Below are 6,000 nucleotides of genomic sequence, written 5' to 3'. Positions count from 1 at the left end.
TGTTACTCACCCGTTCGCCACTAATCCACCACCGAAGCGGCTTCATCGTTCGACTTGCATGTGTTAAGCACGCCGCCAGCGTTCGTCCTGAGCCAGGATCAAACTCTCCATGAATGCTTTCACCAGACAGAACAAATCCATCCGATGGCACAGTCACAAGAGCGGAACCGGCACGAGCGGAAATACCCGACCGGTTCACAGCGTCCTCGCTGTGTATCTCTCAAAAGAACCACGTCTCCCACATGATGCGGGGACGGGGTATCAACATATCTGGCGTTGACTTTTGGCACACTGTTGAGTTCTCAAGGAACGGACGCTTCCTTTGTATTCACCCAATCTCTCGGGCTTTCCTCCGGGCTTCCCTTCGGTGTTCTCTACTTTACCGATCCTCCCGCCAAACTCATAATCGAGTTCTGCGGGAAATGCTGCGGACATGCCGAAGCAGGACCCTGTGAAGGTCGGTAGTAGAGGTTTGTCGCGATCTTGGCGGCTTCGCCGGACCCAGAGAGGTCTCGAAGCACCCGCCGTTTTCAGCGACTCGGACTACGTTAGGGGTTCCGCGGTGCGCGAGTCAAGCTCGGGCCGGAATCCGTCAGCGAGTGCGTCGTTTGCGCGGCTGATGCGGTCGGTACGGGCTGACCGTCGGATCGCCGTCGATCCAGAAGCGCCACGGGCGGGCGGCTCCCTCTCCCCCGACGCCGGTGCGCGGGCCCCTGCGGATTCGCCGGGCCGGCACCGGGTCGCCGTCCTGGGCGAGCAGGGGCGCAGGGGTGCTTGAGGGACACACGTCCGTTCCGTTCAACCTGCGGTCCACCGAGAGAGCGGTCGCCAGCCGGGCCGGGCCCTTGGCCAACTCGTGGTCGTTCCTGGCCTTCGGCCGGTTGGAGCGCGCCTGCTCCGTGCCCTCCAGGACCTCGCCCCCGCGCAGCAGCAGCCCGCTCGCGACGCCTTCCTCGCCGCAGACCAGGTTGAGGCAGTGCCACATGCCGTAGGTGAAGTAGACGTAGGCGTGGCCGGGCGGACCGAACATCGAGGCGTTGCGCTCGGTGCGGCCCCGGTAGGCGTGCGAGCCGGGGTCCCTACTGCCGTTGTACGCCTCGACCTCGGTGATGCGCAGGACCATCGGCCCCTGCTCGGTGGTCCGCAGGAGGTGCTTGCCCAGCAGCTCCGGGGCGACGTCCAGCACAGGCCGGTCGAAGAAGGACCTGGGGAGCGCAGTACGGTCACGGCCGACGAACATGTCGCTCAAGCGTAGTCGAGTCTCGGGGAGTGGAGCATGGCCATCAAGAAGCTGTTCGCGAGTCTGGGTATCGGGGGTGCCTCGGTCGAGACCGTCCTCGCCGAGCCGAACGTACTTCCCGGTGGGGTGGTGCACGGCGAGATACGGATCGAGGGCGGGTCCGTCGCCCAGCAGGTCCAGGGTCTGTCCGTGGGTCTGCAGGCACGGGTCGAGGTGGAGACGGCGGACGGCGAGCGCCGGGAGGACATCTCCTTCCACGGTCAACCACTGGGTGGGGCCTTCGAGTTGGCGCCCGGCGCGGCCCACACGGTCCCCTTCTCGCTCTCCATCCCGTGGGAGACCCCGGTGACCACGGTCCTGGGCCAGCCGCTCGCGGGCGTACGCGTCGGCGTCACCACACAGTTGGACATCGCGCGGGCGATCGACTCGACGGACCTCGATCCGATCGCGGTGCACCCGCTGCCGGCGCAGCAGGCGCTGCTCGACGCCTTCGGGTCGCTGGGATTCCGCTTCAAGAGCGCGGACCTGGAGAAGGGCCGAATCCACGGGACGCGGCAGCAGCTGCCCTTCTACCAGGAGATCGAGTTCAGCGCGCCGGAGAGGTACCGCGGGCTCAAGGAGGTGGAGCTCTCCTTCGTCGCCGACGGTCAGACCATGGACGTGGTGCTGGAGATGGACAAGCGACCCGGGGTGTTCAGCTCGGGCAGCGACGCCTACCGCTGCTTCCAGGTCGACCTCGCTCAGTTCCAGCAGACCGACTGGACCGCGTACCTCAACCACTGGCTCGCGGAGGTGGGCGGCCAGCGCAAGTGGTTCTGAGCACGGCGCTGCGCACGCTCGCCGTGTGACGGGGCTGCCGTACGGGTCCTGCCGGCTCAGGGCTGGACGTCCGGTGCCGGCGAGGATCCGGGCGGCAGTCCCTGGACGAGCAGCGCGGTGAACGGGATGGAGCGGGCCGACCAGTAGGCAGCCGCCGCCGCGAGGATCTCCTCCGCGGTGGCGGCGTCGGCCGGGGAGGCGGTCTCGAACCCGCGCCAGCCGGTCGCCACGAGGAGGTGACCGGCCGGCTCGCCCCACCAGGAGAGGTCCGTCAGGCAGTCGGCGAGCGCGTCCCAGTTGCGGCCGAACCACCCGGGCAGGTCGAGCGCGGCGGCGCAGCGGTCGAGGAACTCGGACTTCCCGCGCACACCGGTGAGTTCCAGCAGCGCCGGGTGCCAGCCGACGGTCGAGGCACGCGCCGGCAGGTCGGCGGTCTCCGCGGCGTCGGGCTCGGCCCGCAGGCGGTAGACGCCCGGCGGCAGCGAACCGTCGAACAGCCGCGGCAGCTCCCGGACGGACAGCTCGGGTGCGGAACCGGTCACGGGGTCACCACCGCCTTGAACGACTCGTAGTGGTCACTGGTGTAGTAGCGCTCCCGGTCGGCGCCCGCGACGATACGGCGGGCGCCGCGGTCCCGCTCGCCCGGCGTGGGCACGGTGTACTCGCGGTAGTGGCCGCGGTCCTGTTTCGGCAGCAGGCCCTCGTGGTTGCCGAAGACGCTGCCGTCCTTCTCGTACGGGAACGGCCCGCCCTCGTCGATCAGTCGCAGCGTGGTGCGCGCCTGTTCGGGGAGTTTCGCGGAGGTGATGACGGTCAGGCCCTCGGCCCAACCGGGGCTGGGGAGCGAGGAGTTGGCGTCGGGTGTCCCGCCCCGGCTCTCGTTCCCGATGCAGCCGGCCGACAGCAGTGCGACCGCGGCCAGCAGGGCGACCAGAATTCTTCGCAGCACCCGACCATGATCGCAGGGCAGCCGCCGGGCGCCTGGTTAGGCTGGCCGGGAAGAGCATTCCCGAACAGGAGGTTCCACGTGACCGAGCAGCGGCGACCGCTTCCGCACGCGTTCCACCCGCCCGTCGCGGACTTCACGGTGACCAGTACGGACGTCCGGGACGGCCGGCTGGCCGACGCCCAGGTGTACGCGGAGGGCAACACCTCGCCACAGCTGCGCTGGGAGGGCGCTCCCGAGGGGACGAAGAGCTACGCGGTGACCTGCTTCGACCCGGACGCGCCCACCGGCAGCGGGTTCTGGCACTGGTCCGTGATCGACATCCCGGCGGAGGTCAACGAGCTGCCCGCCGGGGCGGGTTCCGGCTCCTTCGCAGGGCTGCCCGAGGGGGCCGTGCAGGTGCGCAACGACTACGGCACCGCGGACTTCGGCGGCGCGGCACCGCCCCCCGGCGACGGCCCGCACCGGTACGTGTTCACGGTCTACGCAGTCGGCGAGGACCGGCTCGGACCGGACGCCGACGCGACCCCGGCGGTGGTCGGCTTCAACCTGCGCTTCAAGGCGATCGGCCGCGCACAGCTGATCGCGGAGTACGAGATCCCCGGCGAGTAGACGGGAGTCGGGCCGCGCGGGCGGGGCGTTCGCGCGGACCCGGCCGGCGCGCGCCCGCTGCGCACACGCACCGGGGCGCACACACGCGCCCCCGTCCGTCGCAGACGCGCGTCCCCGTCCGTCGCACACGGCGGTGTACCCCGACCGTCCATCCGCCGTACACCGCGGGGAAATTGCGTTGTCCCCACCAGTGGGCACCGGCACAGTGGTGCCACCCGCCACGGCGGCGGGTCTCACGGGGAGGTGGACGGGATGCGCGAGACGCTCGTACTCAACGCAAGCTTCGAGCCGCTGTCGACTGTCGCGCTGCGGCGGGCGGTGGTGCTCGTCATGCAGGAGAAGGCTGTTGTCGAGCAGTCGCATCCCGGGCTGAAGGTCCGTGCGGCACAGGTCGAACTGCCGGTGCCGCAGGTGATCAGACTCCGCAGGTTCGTGAAGGTCCCGTTCCGACAACGGGCGCCGTGGTCGCGCCGGGGCGTACTGGTGCGCGACCGTCATCGGTGCGCGTACTGCGGACGCCGGGCGACCACGGTGGACCACATCGTGCCCAAGTCCCGCGGTGGCGGGGACAGTTGGCTGAACACCGTGGCCTCCTGCGCCGCGGACAACCACCGCAAGGCCGACCGCACTCCGGTGCAGGCGGGGATGCGGCTGCTGGCCCAGCCGTTCGAGCCGACCCCGGCGGACGCCCTGCTGCTGGCGCTGAACCTCCGGGACGGTACGACGCTGCCGGAGTGGCTGCCGATGCCGAGCGCCGCCTAGCGACGAGAACGGGGCCGGCCCGCCGCGGAGGAGCGGCGGGCCGGCCCCGTTCCGTTGCGGAGCACGGGCGCGGTGCGGGCGGGGCCCGCGGGGCGCGGTGGTGTGTCGGTCAGTCGATGGCGGGACGCTCGGTCGGCGGGCGCACGCTCCTGGACTCGCCGCCCCCGCCGCCACCGTGGCCGGTGAAGCCGTCCAGCGCGCCGCCGAGACCCTTGAGCGCGTCGCCGATCTCGCTGGGGACGATCCAGAGCTTGTTGGCGTCGCCCTCGGCGATCTTCGGCAGCATCTGGAGGTACTGGTAGGAGAGCAGCTTCTGGTCGGGGTCTCCTGCGTGGATGGACTCGAAGACCGTACGGATCGCCTGGGCCTCACCCTCGGCGCGCAGTGCCGCGGCCTTGGCGTCACCCTCGGCGCGCAGGATCTCGGACTGCTTGTGGCCCTCGGCCTGAAGGATCTCCGACTGCCGTACACCCTCGGCCTGGAGGATCGCGGCGCGCTTGTCACGGTCGGCGCGCATCTGCTTCTCCATCGAGTCCTGGATGGAGGTCGGCGGCTCGATGGCCTTCAGCTCGACGCGGTTGACGCGGATGCCCCACTTGCCGGTGGCCTCGTCGAGCACGCCGCGCAGCGCGGCGTTGATCTCCTCGCGCGAGGTGAGCGTCCGCTCCAGGTCCATGCCACCGATGATGTTGCGCAGGGTGGTGACGGTGAGCTGCTCAATGGCCTGGATGTAACTTGCGACCTCGTACGTCGCGGCCCTCGCGTCGGTGACCTGGTAGTAGATCACCGTGTCGATGTTGACCACCAGGTTGTCCTGGGTGATCACGGGCTGCGGCGGGAACGGGACGACCTGCTCGCGGAGGTCGATCCGGTTGCGGATGGTGTCGATGAACGGCACCACGATGTTCAGACCCGCGTTGAGAGTGCGGGTGTAGCGGCCGAAGCGTTCGACGATGGCGGCGCTGGCCTGCGGAATGACCTGGATCGTCTTGATGAGTGCGATGAATACCAGCACCACCAGGATGATCAAGACGATGATGACTGCATCCATCGCGTCCCCCTGGACTCTTGTTTGCGGGACTGAAGTCGCGCTGCGGCAGGCCTGGTTGGGCCGCGCCGTCGTGTACGACCAGTAACTGTGCGGTTGTCGGGAGCCATCACATCACGATGGCGGTGGCTCCGTCGATCTCGACGACGTCGACCCGGCTGCCCGGCTCGTAGGTGTCCCCCTCGAGAGCTCTGGCGGACCAGATCTCCCCGCCGATCTTGACCCGGCCGCCGTGGTCGTCCACGCGCTCGAGCACCACGGCGCGCTGCCCCTTGAGGGCGTCGACACCACTGGCCAACTCCGGCCGCTCGGCGCGCATCCGCCTCGCCACCGGCCGGACCACCACGATCAACGCGGTCGAGACCAGCGCGAAGACCACCACCTGCGCCACGGGGCCTCCGCCCAGCGCAGCGGTGATCGCACCCGCCGCCGCACCGATGGCCAGCATGCCGAACTCCGGCATGGCCGTCAGCACGAGCGGGATGCCGAGCCCTACGGCGGCCACCAGCCACCACACCCATTCATCCACCACCCCATCGTACGGGCGCCCGGGGGTCCGGAACAGGGCGCCTC

General features: G+C 69.6%; 8 protein-coding genes and 1 rRNA gene. 3 read left to right on the top strand and 6 right to left on the bottom strand.

The annotated features are described in order from the left end of the window. A 16S ribosomal RNA gene (locus MTQ01_RS11200) occupies positions 1-114 on the bottom strand; the annotation flags it as partial. Between the two features lie 478 nt (positions 115-592). Continuing rightward, positions 593-1,240, bottom strand: a complete 648-nt coding sequence (locus MTQ01_RS11195) for a DNA-3-methyladenine glycosylase (protein WP_247489102.1) — start codon at positions 1,238-1,240, stop codon at positions 593-595. Positions 1,241-1,276: 36 nt separating this feature from the next. Between MTQ01_RS11195 and MTQ01_RS11190 the strand changes: the two genes are divergently transcribed. Continuing rightward, positions 1,277-2,059, top strand: a complete 783-nt coding sequence (locus MTQ01_RS11190; RefSeq protein WP_247489099.1) for a sporulation protein — start codon at positions 1,277-1,279, stop codon at positions 2,057-2,059. Between the two features lie 56 nt (positions 2,060-2,115). Here MTQ01_RS11190 and MTQ01_RS11185 read toward each other — a convergent pair whose 3' ends face one another. Both MTQ01_RS11185 and MTQ01_RS11180 read right to left on the bottom strand, forming a co-directional pair. Beyond that, entirely contained in the window at positions 2,116-2,601 is a 486-nt protein-coding gene (locus MTQ01_RS11185) for a barstar family protein (RefSeq protein ID WP_247489097.1), read from the bottom strand. Further along, positions 2,598-3,008 carry a ribonuclease domain-containing protein gene (locus MTQ01_RS11180; protein WP_247489096.1) on the bottom strand — a complete coding sequence of 137 codons (411 nt, stop codon included), beginning with the start codon at positions 3,006-3,008 and terminating at the stop codon, positions 2,598-2,600. The genes MTQ01_RS11185 and MTQ01_RS11180 overlap by 4 nt, the downstream gene beginning before the upstream one ends. Positions 3,009-3,086: 78 nt before the next feature. Between MTQ01_RS11180 and MTQ01_RS11175 the strand changes: the two genes are divergently transcribed. Beyond that, a complete protein-coding gene (locus MTQ01_RS11175; RefSeq protein WP_247489094.1) occupies positions 3,087-3,617 on the top strand; it encodes a YbhB/YbcL family Raf kinase inhibitor-like protein in 531 nt (176 codons plus the stop codon). A gap of 252 nt (positions 3,618-3,869) precedes the next feature. Then, positions 3,870-4,379, top strand: coding sequence for an HNH endonuclease (locus MTQ01_RS11170; RefSeq protein ID WP_247489093.1), 510 nt, complete (start codon positions 3,870-3,872; stop codon positions 4,377-4,379). A gap of 109 nt (positions 4,380-4,488) precedes the next feature. On the opposite strand, the gene MTQ01_RS11165 is transcribed toward MTQ01_RS11170, so the two are convergent. After that, positions 4,489-5,430, bottom strand: a complete 942-nt coding sequence (locus MTQ01_RS11165) for an SPFH domain-containing protein (protein WP_247489091.1) — start codon at positions 5,428-5,430, stop codon at positions 4,489-4,491. Between the two features lie 106 nt (positions 5,431-5,536). Further along, positions 5,537-5,956 (bottom strand): NfeD family protein, encoded by a 420-nt coding sequence (locus MTQ01_RS11160; RefSeq protein WP_247489090.1) that lies wholly within the window; start codon positions 5,954-5,956, stop codon positions 5,537-5,539. Between the last annotated feature and the right edge of the window lie 44 nt (positions 5,957-6,000).

The organism is Streptomyces sp. XM4193 (assembly GCF_023072595.1).
Lineage (GTDB): Bacteria > Actinomycetota > Actinomycetes > Streptomycetales > Streptomycetaceae > Streptomyces.
This window is presented reverse-complemented; position numbering and strand designations above follow the sequence as displayed.

What these genes read in the sequence shown, in the direction of transcription:
- MTQ01_RS11165 (WP_247489091.1), bottom strand. Translation starts at nt 5,430, where the DNA reads ATGGATGCAGTCATCATCGTCTTGATCATCCTGGTGGTGCTGGTATTC.
- MTQ01_RS11195 (WP_247489102.1), bottom strand. Translation starts at nt 1,240, where the DNA reads ATGTTCGTCGGCCGTGACCGTACTGCGCTCCCCAGGTCCTTCTTCGAC.
- MTQ01_RS11190 (WP_247489099.1), top strand. Translation starts at nt 1,277, where the DNA reads ATGGCCATCAAGAAGCTGTTCGCGAGTCTGGGTATCGGGGGTGCCTCG.
- MTQ01_RS11170 (WP_247489093.1), top strand. Translation starts at nt 3,870, where the DNA reads ATGCGCGAGACGCTCGTACTCAACGCAAGCTTCGAGCCGCTGTCGACT.